Source organism: Rugosimonospora africana (assembly GCF_016862975.1).
GTDB classification, from domain to species: Bacteria; Actinomycetota; Actinomycetes; order Mycobacteriales; family Micromonosporaceae; genus Rugosimonospora; species Rugosimonospora africana.
The window spans coordinates 25,096-47,264 of record NZ_BONZ01000070.1 but is presented as its reverse complement, the minus strand read 5'-3'; the positions used below and the strand labels follow the sequence as shown (position 1 = coordinate 47,264).

General features: G+C 71.2%; 21 protein-coding genes. 14 read left to right on the top strand and 7 right to left on the bottom strand.

From position 1 onward, the window contains the following. Window positions 1–40: 40 nt before the first annotated feature. Window positions 41–475, top strand: a complete 435-nt coding sequence (locus Raf01_RS34100) for a DUF4395 domain-containing protein (RefSeq protein WP_203922202.1) — start codon at window positions 41–43, stop codon at window positions 473–475. Window positions 476–610: 135 nt separating this feature from the next. On the opposite strand, the gene Raf01_RS34095 is transcribed toward Raf01_RS34100, so the two are convergent. From Raf01_RS34095 to Raf01_RS34085, 3 genes are all read right to left on the bottom strand, one after another. Further along, a complete protein-coding gene (locus Raf01_RS34095; RefSeq protein ID WP_203922201.1) occupies window positions 611–1,279 on the bottom strand; it encodes a response regulator transcription factor in 669 nt (222 codons plus the stop codon). A gap of 122 nt (window positions 1,280–1,401) precedes the next feature. Further along, window positions 1,402–3,081: a GAF domain-containing sensor histidine kinase gene (locus Raf01_RS34090; RefSeq protein ID WP_203922200.1), complete on the bottom strand. Its 1,680-nt coding sequence runs from the start codon at window positions 3,079–3,081 to the stop codon at window positions 1,402–1,404. Window positions 3,082–3,115: 34 nt separating this feature from the next. Then, window positions 3,116–4,912, bottom strand: a complete 1,797-nt coding sequence (locus Raf01_RS34085; protein ID WP_203922199.1) for an AMP-dependent synthetase/ligase — start codon at window positions 4,910–4,912, stop codon at window positions 3,116–3,118. A 206-nt stretch (window positions 4,913–5,118) separates the two neighbouring features. On the opposite strand from Raf01_RS34085, the gene Raf01_RS34080 reads away from it, so the two are divergent. From Raf01_RS34080 to Raf01_RS34050, 7 genes are all read left to right on the top strand, one after another. Then, window positions 5,119–5,568 (top strand): SRPBCC family protein, encoded by a 450-nt coding sequence (locus Raf01_RS34080; RefSeq protein ID WP_203922198.1) that lies wholly within the window; start codon window positions 5,119–5,121, stop codon window positions 5,566–5,568. Window positions 5,569–5,570: 2 nt separating this feature from the next. Continuing rightward, window positions 5,571–6,188, top strand: coding sequence for a hypothetical protein (locus tag Raf01_RS34075; RefSeq protein WP_203922197.1), 618 nt, complete (start codon window positions 5,571–5,573; stop codon window positions 6,186–6,188). Window positions 6,189–6,239: 51 nt separating this feature from the next. Further along, window positions 6,240–7,208 carry an ROK family glucokinase gene (locus tag Raf01_RS34070; protein ID WP_373319648.1) on the top strand — a complete coding sequence of 323 codons (969 nt, stop codon included), beginning with the start codon at window positions 6,240–6,242 and terminating at the stop codon, window positions 7,206–7,208. 8 nt (window positions 7,209–7,216) lie between these two features. After that, window positions 7,217–7,891, top strand: a complete 675-nt coding sequence (locus Raf01_RS34065) for an endonuclease/exonuclease/phosphatase family protein (RefSeq protein ID WP_203922195.1) — start codon at window positions 7,217–7,219, stop codon at window positions 7,889–7,891. A 279-nt stretch (window positions 7,892–8,170) separates the two neighbouring features. Then, on the top strand, window positions 8,171–8,359 hold the full coding sequence (locus Raf01_RS34060) for a hypothetical protein (protein WP_203922194.1): 189 nt from the start codon (window positions 8,171–8,173) through the stop codon (window positions 8,357–8,359). A gap of 189 nt (window positions 8,360–8,548) precedes the next feature. Beyond that, window positions 8,549–9,940, top strand: a complete 1,392-nt coding sequence (locus tag Raf01_RS34055; RefSeq protein ID WP_203922193.1) for a flavin-containing monooxygenase — start codon at window positions 8,549–8,551, stop codon at window positions 9,938–9,940. 76 nt (window positions 9,941–10,016) lie between these two features. Further along, window positions 10,017–10,823 carry an alpha/beta hydrolase gene (locus Raf01_RS34050; protein ID WP_239134181.1) on the top strand — a complete coding sequence of 269 codons (807 nt, stop codon included), beginning with the start codon at window positions 10,017–10,019 and terminating at the stop codon, window positions 10,821–10,823. Here Raf01_RS34050 and Raf01_RS34045 read toward each other — a convergent pair. Next, window positions 10,820–11,620, bottom strand: a complete 801-nt coding sequence (locus Raf01_RS34045) for a DUF308 domain-containing protein (RefSeq protein WP_203922192.1) — start codon at window positions 11,618–11,620, stop codon at window positions 10,820–10,822. The two genes, Raf01_RS34050 and Raf01_RS34045, sit on opposite strands and share 4 nt — an antisense overlap. 162 nt (window positions 11,621–11,782) lie before the next feature. Here Raf01_RS34045 and Raf01_RS34040 point away from each other — a divergent pair, with 162 nt between their 5' ends. Continuing rightward, window positions 11,783–12,487, top strand: coding sequence for a lysophospholipid acyltransferase family protein (locus tag Raf01_RS34040; protein ID WP_203922191.1), 705 nt, complete (start codon window positions 11,783–11,785; stop codon window positions 12,485–12,487). Between the two features lie 29 nt (window positions 12,488–12,516). Here Raf01_RS34040 and Raf01_RS34035 read toward each other — a convergent pair whose 3' ends face one another. Beyond that, window positions 12,517–16,014, bottom strand: coding sequence for an AAA family ATPase (locus Raf01_RS34035; RefSeq protein ID WP_275413111.1), 3,498 nt, complete (start codon window positions 16,012–16,014; stop codon window positions 12,517–12,519). Window positions 16,015–16,156: 142 nt separating this feature from the next. Between Raf01_RS34035 and Raf01_RS34030 the strand changes: the two genes are divergently transcribed. Then, complete coding sequence (locus Raf01_RS34030) at window positions 16,157–16,417, top strand: hypothetical protein (RefSeq protein ID WP_203922190.1); 261 nt, start codon at window positions 16,157–16,159, stop codon at window positions 16,415–16,417. A 75-nt stretch (window positions 16,418–16,492) separates the two neighbouring features. Here Raf01_RS34030 and Raf01_RS34025 read toward each other — a convergent pair whose 3' ends face one another. Both Raf01_RS34025 and Raf01_RS34020 read right to left on the bottom strand, forming a co-directional pair. Beyond that, window positions 16,493–17,917: an MFS transporter gene (locus Raf01_RS34025; protein ID WP_203922189.1), complete on the bottom strand. Its 1,425-nt coding sequence runs from the start codon at window positions 17,915–17,917 to the stop codon at window positions 16,493–16,495. Window positions 17,918–17,931: 14 nt separating this feature from the next. Continuing rightward, on the bottom strand, window positions 17,932–18,624 hold the full coding sequence (locus Raf01_RS34020; RefSeq protein ID WP_203922188.1) for a Crp/Fnr family transcriptional regulator: 693 nt from the start codon (window positions 18,622–18,624) through the stop codon (window positions 17,932–17,934). Window positions 18,625–19,048: 424 nt separating this feature from the next. Between Raf01_RS34020 and Raf01_RS34015 the strand changes: the two genes are divergently transcribed. The 4 genes from Raf01_RS34015 (at window position 19,049) to Raf01_RS34000 (ending at window position 22,112) form a co-directional block, all read left to right on the top strand. After that, window positions 19,049–19,546, top strand: a complete 498-nt coding sequence (locus tag Raf01_RS34015) for a polyadenylate-specific 3'-exoribonuclease AS (RefSeq protein WP_203922245.1) — start codon at window positions 19,049–19,051, stop codon at window positions 19,544–19,546. Window positions 19,547–19,837: 291 nt separating this feature from the next. Beyond that, window positions 19,838–20,866 (top strand): 6-phosphofructokinase, encoded by a 1,029-nt coding sequence (locus Raf01_RS34010; protein WP_203922187.1) that lies wholly within the window; start codon window positions 19,838–19,840, stop codon window positions 20,864–20,866. A gap of 60 nt (window positions 20,867–20,926) precedes the next feature. Further along, on the top strand, window positions 20,927–21,733 hold the full coding sequence (gene proC, locus Raf01_RS34005; RefSeq protein WP_203922186.1) for a pyrroline-5-carboxylate reductase: 807 nt from the start codon (window positions 20,927–20,929) through the stop codon (window positions 21,731–21,733). 16 nt (window positions 21,734–21,749) lie between these two features. Next, complete coding sequence (locus Raf01_RS34000; protein WP_203922185.1) at window positions 21,750–22,112, top strand: DUF2203 domain-containing protein; 363 nt, start codon at window positions 21,750–21,752, stop codon at window positions 22,110–22,112. The last annotated feature ends 57 nt before the right edge of the window (window positions 22,113–22,169 follow it).

Sequence of the window (22,169 nt, the reverse complement as noted above, 5' to 3'; positions counted from 1 at the left end):
ACGGCGGCGGGAGCCGCCGCCGTACTGCCTGGAGGGTGTGATGTTGATCGACCCCCGCGGTCCCCGCTTCGCGGCGGGCGTGACCGCGATCGTGCTGGTACTCGTCCTGGTCTTCGAGTCAGGCTGGCTGGCCCTGGCGCAGGCCGCCGTCTTCGCGCTGTCGGCGTTGTCCCCGCGGTACTCGCCGTACGGGCTGGTCTACCGCGCCGCGCTGGCGCCCAGGCTGGGTCGGCCCAGCGAGCTGGAGCCGGCGCAGCCGGTCCGCTTCGCGCAGCTGGTCGGTCTGGTCTTCACGCTGGTCGCGGCGGTGGGGTTCCTCGCCGGTCAGGATGTGCTGGGTCTCGTGTTCGCCGGGCTCGCGCTGGTGGCGGCGTTTCTCAACGCGGTGTTCGGGCTGTGCCTGGGCTGCGAGGCGTATCTGGCGTTCCGGCGGCTGACCCACCGCCCGATGGCCGCCCGGGTGCCCGCGCCCTGACCGCGGCCCGACGTAGCCGAGCCGGAGCAGGGAGAAACGAGACGGAGGGAAGACTCCGACCAGTCTGGCTCGGCGCGTCTGGCGCCGCGCGGCGACCCAGACCAGTCGCCATCACGACCCTCCCTGCTCTGCCGGTCAGAACTTGGGCGCGTCGGGCGCTTCGAGCAGGCCCAGCCGCAGCGCGGTCATCAGCGCCTGAGCGCGGTTGGCCGCGCCGAGCTTCTCGTAGAGCTTCGAGATGTGGGTCTTGGCCGTCGACTCGCTGACGAACAGCTGCTTCGCGATCCCGGCCACGCTCATCCCGTCGGCGAGCAGTCGCAGCACCTGGCCCTCGCGCGGGGACAGCTGCGGTCCGCTGGGCGCGAGCCGGCGCTTCATCGCCTCGGCCAGGTCGGCCGCGGTGAACGCGCTCGGGGCGCTCGCGGCGTGGCGGGCCGCGGCGACGACCTCGTCGGCCGGAGCGGTCTTGGGGACGAACGCGCTGGCACCGGCCTCCAGCGCGCCGAACAGCTGGTCGTCACCGGCGTACATGGTCAGCACCACGATCCCCATCGTGTTGCTCGACTTGCGCAGCGCCCGGGTGGCTTCCAGCCCGCTGCCGTCGGGCAGCCGGAGGTCCATGATCACGACGTCGGGCTGAAGCGCACCGGCCTGGCGGACCGCCTCGGCGACGGTGGCGGCCTCCCCGACCACTTCAAACTGCCGATCCCGCTCGAAGGCGTGGCGCAGCCCCTTGCGGATGAGGTCATGGTCATCGACGAGCAGCACCTTGGTACGAGCCGTCGGCGTCGCGTTGGTGGACATTCCGGATTATCTTCCCTTCTGGACCATGACTGACCGTCACTCCTCCTGTGACAGTTATGCCACGACTGCGCATCGTATCGACAGGTTCAATCGCCGACTTGACGCCGGGTGCAACAGGACGCCTAGCCGGACGAGGCACCGCGCCTCAGCGGGGTGCCCAGCACCACTGCCACCGTCGTGCCATTCGGTGAACGTGGGCTGATCTCCAGTCGGCCCCGGATACGTTCCGCTCTTTCCGCCATGATTGCAAGACCGTACCGACCCTCCGGGCGCTGGTCAGCTATGCCGTGACCGTCATCCGACACTTCGATTTGCGCAAATGGCGGGTCCACAACGCAAGTAACCCACAAATTGCTTGCACCGGCGTGCTTCCGGGCGTTGGTGATCGCCTCTTGAGCGATCCGCAGCAACTCGGCCTCGACCGCCGCGGGGAGCCGGGCGGTGGACTCGTCCAGCGACAGGTTCACCCGGAGTCCGCCCGACGCGCCGACCGCCCGCGCGTACTCGGCGATGGCAGCCGCCAGCCCGCCGTGCCGGTCCACCTCGGTCCGCAGCTCGAACAGGGACAACCGCAGCTCGGTGATCACCCGGGTCACCTCGCCGCGCAGGGTACGCAGTTCGTCCAGGGCGTCCTTGGCGTCCTCGGGCAGTACGGCGAGTGCGTTGTCGATGCCGTACCCGACCATGACCAGTTCCTGGGCCACCCCGTCGTGGATCTCCCGAGCCAGTCGCTGCCGCTCCTCGTTGGTGGCCAGCGAGCGCACCTCGTCAAACAGCAGCGCGGCCTCCAGCCGCAGGGCGGCGGGTGCGGTCAGCCCGGTGACGCGCTCGATCACCTGGCCCGGGTAGGCGCCGGTGTTGTCCGCCTCGACCACCAGCAGGCCGACCGTGCGGACCCCGGCGACCAGCGGTACGACCAGCGCGGACACGTCGCCGCCGGAGTGCGAGCGGGCCTGCGAGCGGCTGGCCGTCACGGGCTGCTGGGTGGCCCACGCGTCGCCGATCGCCGAGTCGGAGTCCAGGTCGGTCTCCCAGTCGATCCGATCCAGCCCTGACTGGGCCAGGACCACCAGGCGGGAGCCGCCGCTCGCGGACAGCACCGCGGCCCGGTCGGCCGGAGCCGCGGAGCGTACGTCGTCGATCAGGTGCTCGGCGAGCCCGCCCGGGTCCAGGGTCGCGCCGGGCAGCCGGCGCGCGACGCTGCGCAGCTGGGTCAGCAGTCGGGTCGCTTCGGCGTACGGCTGGGGCAGCTCGCGGCGGTCGAGCAGGGTCCGCTGGAAGGTCGCGGTCACCGCGGCGGCCAGGCCGGACAGCATCAGCCACAGCAGCGTGACCAGGAGATAGTCGTAGTGCGACAGGCGATGGTCGGCCGCACCCAGGCCGGCCAGCACGGCCGCGGCCACCACGAACAGCAGCACGGCTTCGAGGTTCCGGCGGTACAGCGTGGCGGCGATGAACGGCACCAGGAGGTACGGCAGCGTCGCCGCGGCGGCCGAGTCGCCGCGCAGCGGCGGCGTACCGTGCGCCGCGTGCGCCACGATCACGTCGGTCGCCAGGCAGGTGATCAGTACCTCGGCCAGCCGGCTGAGCGGGCCGACCACCCGGTGCCGCGGCATGGCCAGCGCCGGTACGGCGGCGACGCCCAGCAGCACCGCCCAGACGACGCACAGCGCGTCATGGGTGGCGGCGACGCACTGGACGGCGACCAGGGCCAGCAGCGCTGCCCGGGCGATCATCGTGATCGGGTGCGGGCGTCGCCAGAAGCGCAGCGTCGCGCCCGGCTCCGCGTCGATGTCGATCATGACGGGGGCTCGCGCCCGCCAGCGCCTGACCAGGTCAGCTGCCATAGATGGCGGCGATTTCACTGGCACACCCGTCGAGCACCACGTTGCGCTTCACCTTCAGCGTCGGCGTCATCTCGCCGTTCTCCTCGGTCCAGTCGCGGGGCAGGACACGGAACGCCCTGATCCCCTCGGCCCGGGACACAGCCTCGTTGGCGTGATCGACGGCCTGCTGGATCTCTCCCCGTAGCGCTTCATCCTCGCGCAGGTCGGCAATTGGCGTACCGGCCGCCCGGTCGTGGCTTTCCAGCCACTTCGGCCATGCCTCCTCGTCGATGGTGATAAGGGCGGCGATGAATGGACGGCGGTCACCGACCACCATGGCCTGAGAGATCAACGGATGGGCCCGCAGCCGGTCCTCAAGTACCGCCGGGGCGACGTTCTTCCCGCCCGCGGTCACGATGATCTCCTTCTTCCGCCCGGTGATCTTCAGGAAGCCGTCGGCGTCCAGCTCGCCCAGGTCTCCCGAGTGGAAGAAACCGTCCCGGTCGCGCACCTCGGCCGTGGCCTCCGCGTTCTGCCAGTACCCGCGGAACACCAGATCACCCTTGATCAGGATCTCTCCGTCGTCGGCGATGCGCACCGTGACTCCGGGCAGCGGCCGGCCGACCGTACCGATCCGGATGGCGTTCTGCAGGTTCACCGCGACGGCCGGCGAGGTCTCGGTCAGCCCGTACCCCTCGTAGATGGTCACCCCGACGCCGCGGAAGAAGTGGGCGAGCCGGTCGCCCAGCGGCGCCCCGCCGGAGATCGCCGAGTGGCACGCACCCCCCATCGCGGCGCGCAGCTTGCCGTAGACCAGCTTGTCGAACAGCCGGTGCTTGAGGCGCAACGTCAGGCCCGGGCCGCCGGAGGCGTCCAGTGCCTCGCTGTAGGCGACCGCGACCTGCTCGGCCCGGTCGAAGAACCCGCCCTTGCCGTCGGCGTGGGCGCGCTGCTTGGCCGTGCTGTAGAACTTCTCGAACACCCGGGGCACCGACAAAAGGAAGGTGGGCTTGAACGCGTTGAGGTCGGCGACCAGGTTTTTCACGTCCGAGGTGTGGCCCATCCGGCAGCGGGCGTAGACCACACCGATCTGGATCAGCCGGGCGAAGGAGTGGGCCAGCGGCAGGAACAGCAGCGTCGAGGAGCCCTCGTGGAACAGCGCGTCGAGGCCCGGGATCGCGTTGGCGATGTCCGAGTACAGGTTGCGGTGGGTCAGCTCGCAGCCCTTGGGCCGGCCGGTGGTCCCCGAGGTGTAGATGATCGTGGCCAGGTCGTCCGGCCCGGCGCTGTGCCGGCGCCGGTCCACCTCGGCGTCCTCCAGCGCGTCGCCGCCGGCCACGAGCTTGTCGATCGCACCGCCCTCGATGCGCCACAGGTGTCGCAGGCCGGGTACCCGCTCCCGGAAGCCCGCGACGCAGGTCTCGTGGCCCTCGGTCTCGACGAAGGCGGCCACCGCCCCGGAGTCGGACAGGATCCACTCGACCTGCTCGCTGCTGGAGGTCTCGTAGATCGGCACGGTGACCGCGCCGGTCGACCAGATCGCGTAGTCGATGAGCGTCCACTCGTACCGGGTCTTGCTCATCAGCGCGACACGGTCGCCGGGTTCGATGCCGGCCGCGATCAGGCCCTTGGCGAGGGCCACCACCTCCCGGTGGAACTGTGCGCAGGACACATCCCGCCAGCCTGACTCGGTGGGAAGGCAGAACTGGGCGGCGTCCGGGGCGGCGACCGCGTTGTCCCAGACCGGATCGGTCAGGTTGACCGCCTCGCCGACCGTGGCGACCGGCGGTACGGTGAGCTCCTGCACAGCTGTCTCCTCTGGTGGCGGGCTTCGCCCGCGAACAGGTCATGGTGGGCAACCGGGAACCTACCGGGCCGTTATGCAAGCGTCGGTCACAGGCCCCGAGGTCGTCCAGTCCCGCCGGTCGGCGGGTCATCCGGGTGCCCGATGGCTACCGGCGCGTAGCGAGCCGGGCGCGTGTGTGTCAGGTGTCACGAGGTAACCTCCCCACCATGGCGGACACCTCCACCCAGTCGATCCTGATCGCCGCGCCAGGGTCACGCGTGGCCGAGGTGATCTGCGATTTCGCGCGGTATCCGGAGTGGGTCTCCGCCGCGAAGACGGTCGAGGTGATCGAGGAGTACGAGGACGGGTACGCGAGCCAGGTCCGGTTCGTGCTGGACGCGGGCCTGATCCAGGACGAGTACTTGTTGGGCTACGAGTACGCGGGGGACCTCTCCCGCATCCAGTGGCACCTGGTCAAGCGTTCCAAGATTCAGAAGATGCAGACCGGTTCATACGACATCGAGGACCACGGCGACGGGACGTGCACGGTCACGTACACGCTGGAGGTCGCGCTGTTGATCGGCATGCTCGGCATGTTCAAGCGCAAGGCGGAAAAGATGATCATGGACACTGCCCTGCTTGAGCTCAAGCGCCGGGTCGAGTCGATGGATACTTGAGCATGACCGAGAACGCGAATTCGACCGGATCGGCCCGGGAAGAGGCGGAGCGCCTGGTGGCCGCCGCGCTGGCGGCGGCATCCGTCGCGGCCCGCGGCATCGCCCGAAACGCCTCGCCACTGGCCGGCGTCGCCGGCACGGCTGAACGGCTGCTCGCCGGTAACACCGGTGGCCACGTCGCGACCGGTTCCGCCGAATGCTGTGTCTGCCCGCTGTGCCGGGCCATCGCGGCGGTCCGCGACCCCAGCCCGGAACTGGCCCTGAAGCTCGCGTCCGGCGCCAGCGACCTGGCGTCGGGTTTGAGCGGGGTGCTGCGCTCGGTGAGCGATCTGGTGTCCGGCGTCCCGGTTCCGCGCTCCGAGCCCCAGGAGTCCCGGCCGCGCCCGGCGCCCGACCCCGACTCGGTCTGGCACACGGCGACCACGCGCCGGCCGGCCCGGTCCGGCGGCCGGCCGGCCGACCGAGCCTCCGACGAACGCTCCGAACAGCCCGCCGCCCCCGACGATCCGTGGGCGGCGGCCACCGCCGACGATCCGTGGCACGCGGCGACGACCGCGCCGGTTCCCCCCGCCGGCCCTCCGGAAGCAGCGGACGAACCGGCACCGCCGGACGCCGACTGAGACCGGTCAGCAGTACGCGCCTGGCCCCGGCCAGCAACAAATGTCAAAGGCATGCGGAGGGAGAGCACGGCGGTGGGTCTGACCATGGGGTTGGACATCGGCGGCACGAAGGTGCTCGGCGGTGTGGTCGATCCGGGCGGTGAAGTCCTGGCGCTGGCGCGCCGAGACACCCCAGCCGACGACGCGGGGAAGATGCTGCGTCAGATCATGGATGTGGTCGGTGAACTGGCGGACGCGCACGAGGTCGAGGCGATCGGCGTCGGTGCCGCCGGGTGGATCGACGCCAAGCGCTCGACGGTGCTGTTCTCCCCGAACCTGGCCTGGCGCAACGAGCCGCTGCGCGACGAGATCGCGCGGTACGTGCAGGTGCCGGTCGTGGTGGAGAACGACGCGAATGTCGCCGCGTGGGCCGAATTCCAGTTCGGTGCCGCGGCCGACGCGACCGACTCCATGATCATGATCACCATCGGTACCGGTGTCGGCGGCGCCATCGTGCTCGGTGGAGAGCTGGTTCGCGGGGCGCACGGTATCGCTGGCGAGCTGGGTCACATGCTCGCCGTACCGGACGGGAGCCGGTGCGGCTGCGGCCGGCTCGGCTGCATCGAGCAGTACGCCAGCGGAAACGCGCTGGTCCGCCGCGCGCAGGAGCTGGCGACCGGAGACCCGGCACGGGCCGCCCAGCTGCTGGAGCTGGCCGGCGGTTCGGCGGAGGCGATCACCGGGCTGATGGTGACCCAGGCCGCGAAGGCCGGCGACCCGGTCGCACGGGAGGCGTTCGCGGCCATCGGGTACTGGCTGGGCAACGGCCTGGCCGACCTGGTCCAGATCCTCGACCCGCAGGTGCTGGTGCTCGGCGGTGGCGTGATCGACGCCGGTGACCTGCTGCTGCACCCGACACAGGAGGCGTACGTCAATGCGCTGGCCCAGCGCGGGCGGCTGCCGACCGCGGAGATCCGGGGCGCACTGTTGGGCAACACCGCTGGCGTCGTGGGCGCCGCCGACCTGGCCCGCCGGCCGTAGGGGGATCGATGCCGCAGTTGCGGGTCGCGTCGTACAACGTCCATTCGCTGCGTGACGACCGGCGGGCGCTGACCGAGGTGGTACGCGCGCTGGATCCGGACGTACTGGTGGTCCAGGAGGCGCCTCGCGGGCTGCGCTGGCGTACCCGCTGCGCCGGGCTCGCGCGGGACTTCGGCCTGGTATACGCGGCGGGGGGCCTGCCGTCGCTGGGCAACCTGATCCTGGTCAGCTACCGGGTCCGGGTGCGAGACACCTGGGCGCTGCGCTACCCGCTGACCCCGGGGCGGCACATGCGCGGCGCGGCGTTCGCCCGTTGCGTGGTCGGCCGGACTCCGTTCGTGGTGGTCGGCACTCACCTGGCCACCGACTCCGCGGAGCGGCCGGGACAGGCACGGACGCTGGCCAAGGCGCTGGCCGACGTCGACGTGCCGCTGGTGCTCGGCGCCGACCTGAACGAGGAGCCGAACGGCGCCTGCCGCGGGCTGCTGGTCGAAAACCTGGCGGACGTGGCCGGCGAGGACGGCACGCCGACGTACCCGGTGCACGCGCCCGGGCGGCGGATCGACGCACTGCTGGTGGACCCGGCCATCGAGGTCCGCGGCTACCGGGTCGCGGACACCCCGGCCGCACACCGGGCCAGCGACCATTTCCCGATCGTCGCCGAACTCGGGCTACCTGACTGAGCGCAGCCGGAGCCGATCTGTGGCGGAGGCGAGCACAGTCCGAGCGTGACCTGACTGAGCGCAGCCGGAGCCGATTTTTGGCGGAGGCGAGCACAGTCCGGCGTGACCCACCTGACCGACCGACCGGTCGCGGGCAGTCGTATGGATCGATGGAGGGCGTGTCGCCACTCCGGCGCTGATAGCGTGGACAGTATACGCCCGAATTTGGGCGGATTTGCCGGATACGTCGCTTGTCATCCGTACCGCGACCCGGCACGGGTATCGCGAAGGGAGCCGAGAGTGCCCGACAAACGCGCTATTCACCAGGCCAAGAGCAAGGGTCGGCGCAAGACCGCCGGAGGATCGGGCCGCGGGGCCGCGATCGTGACCGGCCCGGACACCGACGGTACCGTCATCGATCGGTCGATGAAGCAGGACAACGTGGCGTCGGCCGGTACCGGGCGGATGAAGAAGAACAACGGTCGCTGACCCGTACCCGTGTGGGGCCGCCGGAGCGTTCCGGCGGCCTCGTGCTGTTCACGGCGCCGTGACGGGGGAGGGCTGCCGTCCGCACTGGACAAACCACCGCCCGAGCCTCGAAGATGGCGCAGCCGGACCGCCGCCCGCTACGTGCTGACGGTCCGCGTCCGTGCACGCACAGCAACGTGGGGAGGCCCGGTGAGTCTCGACTCGGCCGACTGGGAGAGCACCGGAGCCACGGCGACGATCTGGCGAGGCGACCGGCCGGTCTACGACCGCGGTGGCGCCGTGTGCGTGATCGGCGCCGGGGCGAGCGGCCTGGTCGCGATCAAGAACCTGCGCGAGCACGGCTTCGCGGTCGACTGCTACGAGCGTGAGACCGGCGTCGGAGGCGCGTGGAACTGGCGGCACGACCGCAGCCCGGTCTACGCCAGCACACACCTGGTCTCCTCGAAGCCGTTCACCCAGTTCCCCGACTTCCCGATGCCGGACGACTGGCCGGACTACCCGCATCACAGCCAGGTGCACGGCTACCTCGACCGGTACGCCGAGCACTTCGGCCTGCGCGAGCACGTCTGGTTCGGCAGCGAGGTGGTCCGCGTCGAACCGGCCGAGGCGGAGCACTGGGACGTCACCACCCGGGTCGGGCAGCGGGAGCGGACCTCGCGGTACGCCGCTGTGGTGCTCGCCAACGGGCACAACTGGTCGCCCAAGCTGCCGGCCTACGACGGCCTGGCGGATTACCGCGGCGAGGTGATCCACGCCAGCGCGTACAAGGACGCGGCCCAGTTGCGCGGGCGCAAGGTACTGGTGATCGGTGCCGGCAACACCGGCTGCGACATCGCGGTCGAGGCCGCCCAGCAGGCCGCGGAGTGCTGGCACTCGACCCGCCGGGGGTACTGGTACGCGCCGAAGTTCGTCGGCGGCCGCCCGGCCGACCAGTTGGGTGACCGGCTCCTGGCGCTGCGGCTTCCGCTGCGGATGCGCCAGTGGCTGCTCCAGCGGATCCTGCGCCGTCAGGTCGGCGACCTGACCCGGTTCGGCATGCCGGCCCCGGACCACAAGGTGTTCGAGACGCACCCGATCGTCAACAGCCAGTTGGTGTACTACGTGGGGCACGGCGGGATCCGACCGGTACCGGACGTGGCCCGCTTCGAGCGCACCGCCGTCGTTCTGACCAATGGCCAGACCATCGAGCCGGACCTGGTCGTGATGGCCACCGGCTACCTGCCCCGGTTCGAGTTCCTGGCGCCCGAGGTGCTGAACGTCGATGCGGAGGGCCGGCCCCGGCTCCATCTGCACACGTTCGCCCGCCGGCACCCCACGCTGGCCGTCGCCGGCCTGATCCAGTCCGACTCGGGCGTGTTCGCGATCACGCACTGGCAGGCCGTGGCGATCGCCCGCTGGCTGCGGTTGCGCGAGTCGGATCCGAGCCGCGCCGCGGCGTTCTGGCGGCAGGCCGCCGTGGCGCCCGACCAGCGGTTCACCGCTGCCCGGATCAAGGACTCCAGCCGGCACTGGTTCGAGATCAATCACGTCGACTACCTGCGTGCCCTGCAGCACACCCTGGACCAGCTCAGCCCGGCCTGAGCCGGCCAGCCGAGGTACGAGCCGGTCAGGCAAGGCACGAGCCGCACCCGTCGCGGCCAGAGGAGGAAGAACTCCAGTGAGCACCAAGATTATCCGGTCGGTGGAGTGGGCGTACCCGATCCGGCCGGTGTCCCGCGAGATTCGGGCGGCCACTCCGGGGATCGACGAGGGCAAGCCGCCGGTCCTGTTCGTCCCCGGTTTCGGCCACGGTGCCTGGGCGTTCGCGGAGAACTGGCTGGAGCACGCCGCCGCCCGCGGCTTTCCGGCGTACGCGATGAGCCTGCGCGGCCACGGCGCCAGCGGCAGGGCCCCGAAGACGACGCTGCGCGCGTACGTGCACGACGTGGTCCAGGTCGCCGCCTCGCTGCCCCGCCAGGCGGTGCTGGTCGGGCACGGTGCCGGCGCCCGCGTGGTGACCGGCGCGCTGGCCCGCTACCCGGCCCGGGCCGGTGTGCTGGTGGCTCCGGTGCTGGGCGGCTGGAAGATGGCGGCGGCGGTCGCGGCGCGCAACCCGGCCGCGACCGTACCGGCGCTGTTCGGCGGCCCGCTGCGCCCCGGCCGGGGCGCGCTGTTCGGGCGGGAGCTGCCGGCGGCGACCGCCCGTGGCTATGCCTCCCGGCTGGGTCGCGCGGCCGCGCTGGCGCAGTGGCAGCTGCTGGTCGCCGGCACGCCGGAGCCCGGTGTCGGCCAGCCGCCGGTGCTGGTCCTGGGCAGCCCGGACGACCGGCTGGTACCGCGCTCGGCGCTGGCCCGGACGGCCCGCTGGTACGGCGGCGCCCCGCTGATGTTCCCCGGGATGGGGCATGACCTCATGCTCGACTCGCGGTGGGCCGAACCGCTCGACGCGATCCTCGACTGGCTGGAGAAGGGGGCGGAAGGTTAGACGACCGCTCCGTCGTCCGGATCCCAGTCGTCATCGTCGTCGCCCGAACGCAGGCGCCAGATCAGCGTGATGAAGCCGGCCAGGATGCCGCAGAAGCCCAGCGTCATGGCGACGCTATTGGCCGTGGGCAGGAGGCCGGGATCGAACAGCAGCACCACGCCGACCAGGATGCCGGCCACCGCGAGGATGGTCACTGGGGCGAACCTGGGCAGCGGCGGTGGCGGCGGCGGGGTGTATCCCTCCTCGTCTTCCGCCTGCATGCTGTCCAGCGCGTCCAGGCCGTCGAGCAGGGACGGCTCGTCCTGACCGGTGGTGACCGTGCTGTGGGACCAGCGCTGCAGGGCCGGGGGCGTGGCGCCGGCCGACGCCTCCGCGCCGCGATCCTGCTCGGGCTCCTCCTCGCGCTCGCTCGGCAGATCCTCGACCGCCGGCCAGCTCACCGACTCGTCCGGCAGGTCGAAGCCCGCGATGATCTCGGCGAACGCCTCGTCGACCTCCTGGTCGCTGTGCTGCGCGGCCGGGGGAGCGTCGGGACCCAACTGGGCCAGGTATTCCCGGGCGGTCTCCAGGTGCGCGCGGTCCACGTACAGCCGGTCGGTGGGGCGCGAGGGCAGCGTCGTGGTCCGGGTGACCGGATGAAGATCGGACGCGGGTTGCAGGTAGGCAGCTATGCCTCGAAGGCCCAGCACGTCCAGCAGGTGTTCGCCGACTCGGGGATCCACATCTCCGGCAGCCGCATACGCGGCCGCGACCAGTCCGTTGTCCCGCCGTCCCCGGCGAGCACCACCCGATGTCACCCTGCCCACCTCCCTCAGGCAGCCGGGGCAGCCGATCGCGGCCCAGGGTTGAATCGTGACACGGCGACGGGTACTTCGGGGAGTGCGTTGTGGTGTGCCACGCAGTCTTCGTAGGCTCATGCCGACTCCCTGAGTCCGGGATGGAAACCAGGAAGGACCCACGTGCTCTACTGGCTGCTCAAGTACGTCATCCTCGGCCCCTGGCTGAGGTTGATATTCCGGCCGCACGTCGAGGGGCGCGACAACGTGCCCGACGTGGGGGCCGCGATCATTGCGAGCAACCACCTTTCGTTCTCTGATTCGATCTTCATGCCGCTCATGGTCAAGCGAAAGGTGACCTTTGTGGCGAAGGCCGAATACTTCACCGGAAAGGGCATCAGGGGCTTCGTCACCAAGATGTTCTTCGTCGGTACCGGTACCATCCCGGTCGACCGCTCGGGTGGCCGCGCCGCCCAGGCCGCCATCGACACCGGGCTGCGCATCCTCGCCGAAGGCAGGTTGTTCGGCATCTATCCGGAGGGCACCCGGTCGCCGGACGGCCGGCTCTACCGTGGCAAGACCGGGGTGGCCCGGCTCGCGCTCGACTCGGGCGCGCCGGTGATCCCGGTGGTCATGCTCAACTCCGACGAGATCCAGCCGCTGGGCAGGATGCTGCCGCGGATCAAGCGGGTACGGATCCGGTTCGGCCGGCCGATCGACTTCTCCCGGTACTCGGGCATGTCCGGCGACCGGTTCATCGAGCGCGCGGTGACCGACGAGATCATGTACGAGCTGATGGAGCTGTCCGGCCGGGAGTACGTGGACGTCTACGCCCAGAAGGTCAAGACGCCGGAGACCCCGGCCAACAACACCGCGCTGGCGGCCTGACCGCCGCCGGGTAACGGCCCGCCGGCCGGTCAGCTCCGGACCGGCAGCCCGTCCAGCAGCCGCTGGGCCTGGTTGCGTCCGGCGAACTCGGCGATCTCGGCGAGGATCGGGTCGCTCCGGCGGAGCGTCCCGGCCGCGTGCATCGCCCGGGCGGCGTGGACCAGCGCCAGCACCCGGTCGGTGGCGTCGCCGATGCGCGTGTACCGCTCGGCCGCCTTCAGGTACGGCTCCGGGTCCTCACCCTGGCAGGCGTCGAGCATGCTCAGGGCGGCCAGGACCCAGGGCGTGTACCGCGGCGAGCGCTCCAGGATCGCCCGTACCCGGGCGGCGCCCTCCGTTCCCAGCAGCACGCCGGCGTTGGCGATCGCGATCACCCACTCGGCGAACGCCAGCATGTCGGTGCCGGCCCAGTCCTCCTCCAGCGACTCCAGCAGCTCCCAGGCTTGCTCGGTGCGGCCCTGCAGGACCCGGCAGAGGGTCGCGTGCGCGAGCGTGGCCAGCAGTACCCGGTGGAATCCGCCGCGCTTCGCCGTGGCCACCGCCCGGTCGACGGCCACGTCATCGACGTCCTCCCCGCGCAGGGCCCGCAGCCACATGCTCTGGACCACCACGTACAGGTCCCAGTCGGCCGTCGGGCGTTGCATCACGGCGACTGTCGCCTTGATGGAGTCGGCCCAGTTGCCCGCGTAGTATGCCCGTCCGGCCTCCTCCGCGAAGCTGGCCGTCAACCCGTGGCCGCCCGCCACGTCCAGGCTGTTCTGCTCGTCGATCAACCGGTTGCAGGCGGCCAGGTCGCCTTCCTCCATGTACGCCCAGGCCAGGTTGTTGACGGCACGCCGGCGGCTCTCCAGCCGGTGCCGCCGGGAGTGCTCGGTCGCCTCCCGCAGCTGCTCGAACCCCTCCTGATCGCCGGCCAGGAACCGGGCGGTAGCCAGCGTGATCATCGCGCTGGCGTGCACCTCGATGAGCCCGAGCCGGTCGGCCAGCTCGGCGGCCGCGTCGGCGGCGACGATGGCCGGCTCGGTCTCGAAGTTGACCATGCGCGCCCGGGCCAGCTCCAGCAGCGCCGTGGCCTTGTCGGCCGAGTCGGGCAGCGAGGCGTAGAGGTCGACGGCACGGTCCAGGTAGGCCAGGGTGGCCGGCCGGTCGGCGCGCATCCAGGCCGCGGTGCCGAGCAGCGTCCAGGCGTGCGCCGCGCCGGCCCGGTCGCCTGCCTCGATGAGCCGGCCGGCGAGCCGTTCGAGCAGGTCGATCCCATTGTCGGCGAGGAACGCGTCGCCGTCGCGGTAGAAGGCCAGCTCGGCGGCGAGCAGGTCGAGCGCCGGATCCTCGGGCAGGTTGAGCCCCTGGGCCCGGTGTACCCACTCGGCGGCGGCGTCCAGGGCGTGCAGCGCGTACGCCCGGCGGGCCGCGCGGTGCATGGCGTCCCGGGCCGCCGGAGCGTACGGCGCGGTATCCATGCCCAGCGTCCGGGTGATTTCGTGAGCCGCCCAGCGATGGTGCGCGAGCACCTCGGCGAGGTCGCTCTGCCGGGCGTCGGAGACCGGCTCCAGCCAATCCGCCGTCCGCTGGTGGCGGGCCACCCGCTCGCTTCGGGGCAGTCGCTGGTAACAGACGTCGCGGACCAGGATGTGCCGGAACCGGTACTCCGTCTGGCCGGCCATCGTCGAGGTGGGCAACTCCTGGATCAGGTCGCGTTGCTCCAGCCGGTACAGGGCCCGCTCGGCGGACTCGACCGGCCGGTTGGCCGCGTGCGCCACGGCACCGGGCCAGAACTGCCGACCCACCACGGCGGCGGCCTGGAGGATCGTGCGGTCCGCCGGGTCGAGCAGGTCCAGCCGGTTGGCGATGACCGCCTGCACGTTGTCCGGCATCGGTGGGGCGGCGGCGAGATCGGCGGTCGACGGGGTGCTGGCCGGCCGGCGCATGCCGCCCTCCAGCAGCATGCGCACGTACTCGTGCGCGTACAGCGGGTTGCCGTCGGCAAGCTCGACGAGGGTGTCGGGGGTGACCGTGGCGGCGCCGAACATCAGCGAGTACAGCGCGCCGATGTCGGCGTCGGACATCGGCGGCAGCGAGATGGACACCGTGCCGGTGATGGCGCTGGTCCAGCTCGGCTGCCGCTCGCGCAGCTCTGGGCGGGCGGTGCAGATCACCAGCAGCGGCAACCCGCGGGCCGAGGCGCCGAGCATCTCGACGAACCGCAGCATCGGCTCGTCCGCCCAGTGCAGGTCCTCGAAGACCAGTACGGTCGGCTGCCGGGCCGCCATCGCGAGGATGAACCGCCGCCAGGACTGTTCGGTCTCGGCCGGCGACAGGCCGGCACCGGGCAACCCGACCAGCGGCTCCAGCGCGCCGGCGAGCCGGTCCACGTCGTCGCCGGCGGTCAGCTCGGTCAGCGTGGCGTGCAACCGGCGCCGGGCGGTCTGTTCGTCGTCGGAGTCGAGGATCGACGCCTCCGCCTTCACGATGTCGGCCAGCGCGGCGTACGCGACGTTCTCGCCGAACGGCGGGCAGTGCCCGATCCGCCAGCAGATCGGCGGGTCGGTGATGGTGGCCGCATGCCGGGCCAGCTCGCGCAGCAGCCGGCTCTTGCCGATGCCGGCCGCACCGAAGATGGTCACCAACTGCGGCGTCTGGGTGCGGACGGTCCGGTGCAGCGCGTTGATGAGCAGGCCGCGCTCGTGCTCCCGGTCGACCATCGGGGTCAGCTCGGTGTCCAGTTGGCTGGCCCGCGAACGGCGGGCGGCGACCGCCAGCCAGATCCGGCTGGGTCGTGACCGGCCGCGCAGCACCGAGGTCGGCTGCTCGTCATACTCGATGTCGGTGTGCGTGGCGGCGTGGGTGTTCTCACAGATGAAGACCCCACCGCCGGGCGCGAGTTCCTGGAGCCGGGCGGCCGTGTTGACCACGTCACCGGCGACGATGGACTGGCCTCCGTCCCGAGCAGCGGACACGTCGACGAGCGCCTCGCCGGTGGCGATGCCGACCCGGAAGGTCAGGTCGGCGACCTTGATGCGGGCCTGCCGGGGTAGCACCCGTTGCAGTTCCAGGGCGGCCCGGACGCAACGCAACGCGTCGTTCTCGGTGGCCACCGGCGCGCCGAACAACGCCATCGCCGCGTCGCCGATGTATTTCTCGACCACCCCGCCGTACTGGCCGATCACCCGCCGTACCGCGGTGAAGTAGTCGTTCTGCATCGCCCGGACCTGCTCCGGATCGGAACCCTCGGTAAAGGACGTGAATCCGACAACGTCGATGAACAGAACGCTGACCCGCCGCCGATCGGCCGCCGGCTCCTGCAGAGGCCGCCCGCAACTGGTGCAGAACGACGCGCCCGTATCGTTGGAGTGCCCGCAGTGCGGGCACGCCGGTCGCAGGCTCGCGCCACAACCACCGCAGAAGCGATCGTCGGCGTTGGCGATCCGATGGCAGGTCGGGCACGTGGATTCGATGTCGTCCTCCGGAGTTCCGGGCTCGCTCGGCAGACGCTCAGTATCGTGACACGGCGGCAGGGGTCCGACCAACGTGTCTGATAGGCGAAGCAGGACAGCGAGTGAAGCGTCTCTGGAAGTAAAGTCGGCAATCGCCTGCGGCGATCAGACTTCGTTCGCGGCGATTGGTTGAGGACAGGTCAGTCAGACAGGCGCGAGCGGAGGGACCCGAACGGTGTACGTGCGACTCGCGGCAACTTGGGCCGACCCTTCCGGTGCGGTGCATGACGCCGGGGAGTTCGTCGATGTCGACGTGGTCACGCTCGCCGAGCTGGAGGAGCAGGGCGTGGTAGAGAACGCTGGCGAAGAGAACGAGGAATCCGGCTACGTCGGTCCGAGTGAGAGCGACGAGCGGGAGCCGGGCTACGTCGGCCCGAGCTACGTCGGGCCCAGCGAGGAGACCGAGGAATCGGAAGAGGACTCGGACGACGAGTAACGAACCGAGCGGCAAGGAGTGTCAGAAGGCGGGGCCGGATCGATCCGGCCCCGCCTTCTGGATGTCGTGAGCCTTTCAGTGCGCTTCGGCCGGCCGGCGGCCGGTGTGTACCGCGTGGGTCAGCACCGGGTACGCGAACGCCAGGGTGCCCAGCACCCCGACACCGGCGACCACGAGTACCCAGCGCGGTCCCATCTCGGCGAGCAGCGGGCCACCGATCGCGTACGCGAGGACCTCGGCCGCGTACGGGAACGTGTATACGGTGCCGAAGACCGTACCGAGCCGCTGCTGCGGTACGCGTTGCTGGATGAGCGTGTCGTTGGCCACGTTCTGCCAGCCGTTCCCGGCACCCGCGAGCGCCTGACCGATCAGGGCCAGCCCGAGCACCGGCATGACGGCGGTGAGCGCGGTACCCGCGCCGAACGACAGTAGCCCCACCGCGAGTACCCGTTCGGCGCGGAACGACCCGCCGAGCGTGAGCAGCATCGGAGCCAGCGCCATCCCGACCCCGTACCCGGTGCCCAGCGCGCCGACCGCGGTGTCGCTGGCGTGCAGCACCCCGCGACCGAACGGTACGACCGCCACGTTGTCCAGCGCCGCGAAGACCACGCCCACGAGCAGGGTCAGCGCGACCGCCCGGACCACCCGGTCCGCCCACGCGATGGCCAGCCCGGCGCGCAGGTCGCCCAGTACCGACTCGTGCGGTGTCGGCGTGGCCGCCGCGACCACACCGGAGCCGGGCGGTACCGCGGCCGGCGCGACGCCGGACCCGGCCGGTACGCCCGGCGAGTCGGCCGGGTCCGGAGTGACCCTGGCGCGGACCGGCGCACCGGACCGCGCACCGGCCCCGGCGGCCACGGTGGGAGAGGCGACGGCGGGAGGAGCCACGGTGGGAGAAGCGACGGCGGGAGGAGCGACGGGCGAGACCGCCGGCAACCGGCGCCGGAAGCCCGGAGCCGCCAGCAGCGCCGCGGACAGGACGAAGGTGGCGGCGTTGACCAGCAGCGTGGCCCGCAGCCCGGCGCCGGCCAGCAGCAGGCCACCGAGTGCCGGCCCGGCCGCGATGCCGGTGTTGACCGCGGCGGCGAGTTGGGCGTTCGCGGCCGGCAACCGCTCGATGCCGACCAGTTGGGGCACGAGGCTGCGTCCGGCCGGAGTGAACAGTGTCGCGAAGCCGGTGCCCAGCGCGGTGAGCCCGAGCAGTACCGGCAGCGACGGCATCGTCACGGCGATGGCCAGGTAGATGACCGCCTGCGCGGTGTCGCAGCCGACCATCAGCCGGCGCTGGTCGAACCGGTCGGCCAGCGCGCCGAGCAGCGGCCCGAGCAGCCGGGGCGCGGTGCTGACCAGCAGCAGCCAACCCACCGCCGCGCCGCCGTTGCGATCGAACACGGCGATGAGCAGCGCGGTGCGCGCTATCTGGTCCCCGGCGTAGGAGGCGAGGCGCCCCGCCCAGTAGCGGCGGAACGCCGGGCTCGTGGCGAGCGGCGAGCGACCCACGGCCTCCCCGCCGCTCAGCGGTCGGTCATGCCGCCGCGGCGGCGCAGCGCGGCCAGGTCGGTGACGACGATGCGCCGGCCTTCGGTGCGCAGCCAGCCGCGACTGGCGAACGAGCCGATCGCCTGGTTGACGCTCTGCCGGGAGCCGCCGGCCATCTCCGCGAGCTGACTCTGGTTCAGCTCGATGGTGACCATCGGGGCGTGGCTGTCCCCGGCGAGCCGGACCAGAGTCTTGGCCACCCGCCCGGGCAGGTCCAGGAAGACGTGGTCGGCATTCTGCTCGGTCAGCCGGCGGATCAGCGCGCCCAGCGAGCGCATGACCGCGTCGAGGATGTGCGAGTTCGCGTGCACGAGTTCGATGAACGCGCCACGGGACAGGGCGAGCGCCGAGCAGTCCTCGATGGCCTCGGCCGATGCCGAGCGCGCCGAACCGTCCAGAAGCGACACTTCACCGAACACGTCCGGCGGACGGATCACGGTGAGGACCGCGCGCTCGCCGGTCGGCGAGGTGCGGAAGACCGCGATCGCGCCGCGCTTGAGAATGATGAGCGAGTCGCCGGGATCGTTCTCGACGAACAGCAGCTGACCCTTGCGGTACGTGCGGGGAACCGCCGCGGCGATGACCCGCTGGCGAACCTCGGGTTCCAGGCCAGCGAACATGTCAACACCGGTCAATGCGTCGCCGGGATCCGGCAGCCGTACATCCACGGGCCAACCCCTCCCCGGTCGCCGTACAACAGGTAACTAGATCATGACGCTGATGTTGCTCTGTGTACACCCCTGACGTACGCGGTGACCCCATACCGCTACGTGACGGGTACCGCGTGGCAGGCTAGCCGGTTTCCGGTGGTCTGCGCCAGCCAGGGAGGCTGGTCGCCCGCCGGTCGCCGGTGCGGCAGGCCCGAATCCGGCTCCGATCCGACCCTGCCCGGGTCTGCTCGTACGATAATCGCCTTTCGTCCGCCAGACGAGCCGATCCGGGCGTGGTCGCGGATGGCGTTGATGTCGTATCGCGGACCGTCACGCACCGCACGTGATCGGCAACGGCGGAGCCCAGGTCGCGACGGCGTGAAGATTCTTCAGCCACGCCCGCCGGCACCGGCCCCACTCGAACAGTGAATGATGGGCGGTGATGGTCTACCGCTACTTCTACGACTGCGAGTTCATCGAGGACGGACGCACCGTCGACCTGGTCTCTATGGGCATGGTCGACGAGCACGGTCGCGAGTTCTACGCGGTCTCCACCGAGTTCGACGGCTCACGCGCCGTGCCCTGGGTACGCCGGAACGTGCTGGACCGGCTGCCCTCACCCGGCGATCCGGTCTGGCGCTCCCGGCAGCGCATCCGCGACGACCTGTACGCCTTCCTCACTGAGCCGCTGCGCGACCGGTCCGATGAGATCGAGCTGTGGGCCTGGTACGCCGCGTACGACCACGTCGTCCTGGCCCAGTTGTGGGGACCGATGACCGCACTGCCCCGGGAGATCCCGAGGTTCACCAAGGACCTGCGCCAGCTCTGGGACGACCGGGGGCGGCCGGAGTTGCCCGACGCGACCGGCCGGCACCACGCGCTCGTGGACGCCCGGCACAACCTGGCCCGGTGGCGGGTACTGAGCGACGGCAGATCCTGACCGGCGGCTTCCGCCCTGTTCGGCGTGGCCGCGGCGGCGTGTCCCACGTTCATCCGGCGTTCTCCGGGGTGGCGCTTTCTGCCCCGGCGACCGGGTACTACAGTGCGCTCGTGAGCGCCAAGTCGGACCGGTGACAAGCCGGACGGCGACGCGAACCTCCCGGGACCGGCAACGTCGCCGAACTGTGCTCCTGGGGCTTGTTGGGCAGCGACCCAACGACCTGTCGGCGGTTTGCCGGCGCCCCCCTCGGCGCCGGACGCCCAGCGTTCCAGATGGAAGGACGAGCACGTTATGCGTATCGGTGTGCTGACCGGCGGCGGGGACTGCCCCGGCCTGAACGCGGTGATCCGCGCGGTCGTGCGCAAGGGGGTGGACACCTACGGGCACGAGTTCGTGGGTTTCCGGGATGGCTGGCGAGGCCCGCTGGAGGGGCTGACCCGCCCGCTCGGCGTGGCCGAGGTACGCGGCATCCTGCCCCGGGGCGGCACGATCCTGGGCTCGTCCCGCACCAACCCGTTCAAGATTGACGGCGGCGTCGAGCAGATCAAGTCCAACCTGACCGAGCTGGGCATCGACGCGCTGGTCGCGATCGGTGGCGAGGACACCCTCGGGGTGGCCACCAAGCTCGACGAGTTGGACGTGAAGGTGGTCGGCGTACCGAAGACCATCGACAACGACCTGGGCGCCACCGACTACACCTTCGGTTTCGACACCGCGGTCAACATCGCGATGGAGGCCATCGACCGGCTGCACACCACGGCGGAGAGCCACCACCGCACGCTGGTCGTCGAGGTCATGGGCCGGCACGCCGGCTGGATCGCCCTGCACGCCGGGCTTGCCGGTGGCGCCAACGTGATCCTGCTGCCCGAGCGCAACTTCGACGTCGACCAGGTGGCGACGTACGTCGAGAAGCGCTTCCAGCACCAGTACGCGCCGATCGTCGTGGTGGCCGAGGGCGCGCAGCCGCTGGAGGGCCAGATGGTCACCCAGAACCAGGAGCTGGACGCGTTCGGGCACGTGCGGCTCGGCGGCATCGGCCAGTGGCTGTCCGAGTCGCTGGAGGCCAAGACCGGCAAGGAGGCCCGCACCGTGGTGCTCGGCCACATCCAGCGCGGCGGTACCCCGAGCGCGTTCGACCGGGTGCTGGCGACCCGGTTCGGGCTGCACGCCATCGACGCGGTGCACGAGGGCGACTTCGGCAAGATGGTCGCGCTGCGCTCGACCGACATCGTGCGGGTACCGCTGGTCGAGGCGACCCGGGAGTTGAAGACGGTTCCGATCGAGCGGTACACCGAGGCCGAGGTCTTCTTCGGTTCGTGACGCCCGTGCCGCGCCGGGGGCGGGTGCTTCCGGCGCGGTACAGCGGAGGAGGGCATCGAGATGCACACGGTGGCGGTCATCGGCGCCGGCAAGATCGGCGAGTTGCTGCTGTCCGGCCTGCTGCGTTCCGGCTGGCCGGCCGGTCGCCTGCTGGCTACGGCACGCCGGACGGAACGGGCGGAGGAACTGGCCGCCCGGTACGGCATCCGGGTGCTGAAGAACGAGGCCGCGGTCGGCGAGGCCGACGTGCTCGCGGTCGCGGTCAAGCCGCAGGACGCCGAGGCGCTGATGACCGACATCGGGCCGAAGGTGCCCTCCGGAAAGCTCGTGGTCTCGCTGTGCGCCGGCCTACCCACGTCCTTCTTCGCCAAGTGGCTGCCGGAGGCCACCCCGGTCGTGCGGGTGATGACCAACACCCCGGCACTGGTCGACCAGGCGATGACCGCGATCTCGGCGGGCGCGTTCGCCACCCCGGCGCATCTCGAGCTGGCCGAGGAGATGTTCGCGCCGCTGGGCCGCACGGTGCGGGTACCGGAATCGCAGCAGGACGCGGTGACCGCGCTGTCCGGCTCCGGGCCGGCGTACTTCTACTACCTGGTCGAGGCGATGACCGACGCCGGGATCCTGCTCGGCCTGCCCCGGCAGGTGGCGTACGACCTGATCGTGCAGACCGCGATCGGTTCGGCGATCATGCTGCGCGACTCCGGGGAGCACCCGGTCAAGTTGCGCGAGGCGGTCACCTCCCCGGCCGGTACCACGATCAGCGCGATCCGGGAGCTGGAGAACCACGGGGTACGCGCGGCTCTGCTCGCCGCGCTGGAAGCCGCGCGGGACCGGGCCCGGCAGATCGCCGAGCAGCAGTCGTGACCGGATACTGAGCGTCGTGTATGGGCTGGATGACGCGCGCACGACGCTCGCGGCGCTGCGGCCGCGGCTGGATGATCTGATCGTGGTCCGGGCGGACCTGGCGGAGCTGCGGGCCGACCTGTCCCGCGACGGCACCAGCCGGCTGGGCGGGCTGGCCGAGGTCAAGGGCCTGGAGGCCAGGCTGTACGCCGACCTGGAGCACTTCGCCGAGCAGGGTGCCCAGATCAAGGGCTACGCGCCGCTGTTGCTGGACTTCCCCGGCGAGCTGGACGGGGTGCCGGTGCTGTGGTGCTGGCTGGAGGGCGATCCGGAGATCACCTGGTACCACCGGCTGGACGCCGGCTTCGCCGGCCGGCGGCCGATACCGCGACCGCTCTGAGGGCTCTGACGTGCTCAGTCTCACCCACCGGAACCTCGACACTCTGTGCCGGAATGA